The sequence below is a fragment of the Pseudomonas sp. 50_B genome (assembly GCF_017491625.1).
Taxonomy (GTDB): Bacteria; Pseudomonadota; Gammaproteobacteria; order Pseudomonadales; family Pseudomonadaceae; genus Aquipseudomonas; species Aquipseudomonas danubii.
The window spans coordinates 1-463 of sequence record NZ_JAFGYX010000137.1 but is presented as its reverse complement, the minus strand read 5'-3'; the positions used below and the strand labels follow the sequence as shown (position 1 = coordinate 463).

Sequence of the window (463 nt, the reverse complement as noted above, 5' to 3'; positions counted from 1 at the left end):
AGCCCGGATACGGCACCGCGACGCCGGAGTGTTTTTCGATCGATTCGGGCGCGTTCACGCTTCGGCTTCCATTCGCACAAAACATCGGGCGGCGCGCAACCGAGTCGCACGCCGCCCGCAACAATTAAATGAGAATGGATATCATTACACAAAATGGCGGCGGACTCAATGTCGCCGGACGCGGGATCGCCGCGCCCGAAACGCCCGTCATGCGCCCGCGCGATAGCCCCGCCAGCGTGATCCCGGCGGCCGGTGGCCGGCGTCGGGCATCAGGCGCTCACCGCTTCGGCAATGGCGGAAAGGCCGGCTGCGCACCGCCGCCGTCGCCCGCGTCGCGTTCCAGCGCGTACAGCCAAGCGAGCAGCTCCGCGACCGCCTGATACAGCTGCGGCGGAATCCGCGCGTCGAGATCGACTTGCATCAGCAGCGACACCATCTCGGGCGCGGTGTGCACGTACAGCCC

The 463-nt window shown here is 67.2% G+C and carries 1 pseudogene; it reads right to left on the bottom strand.

What is annotated here, in order from left to right:
• Positions 1–277: 277 nt before the first annotated feature.
• A pseudogene (locus J5M73_RS31290) lies at positions 278–463 on the bottom strand (hypothetical protein); the annotation flags it as partial.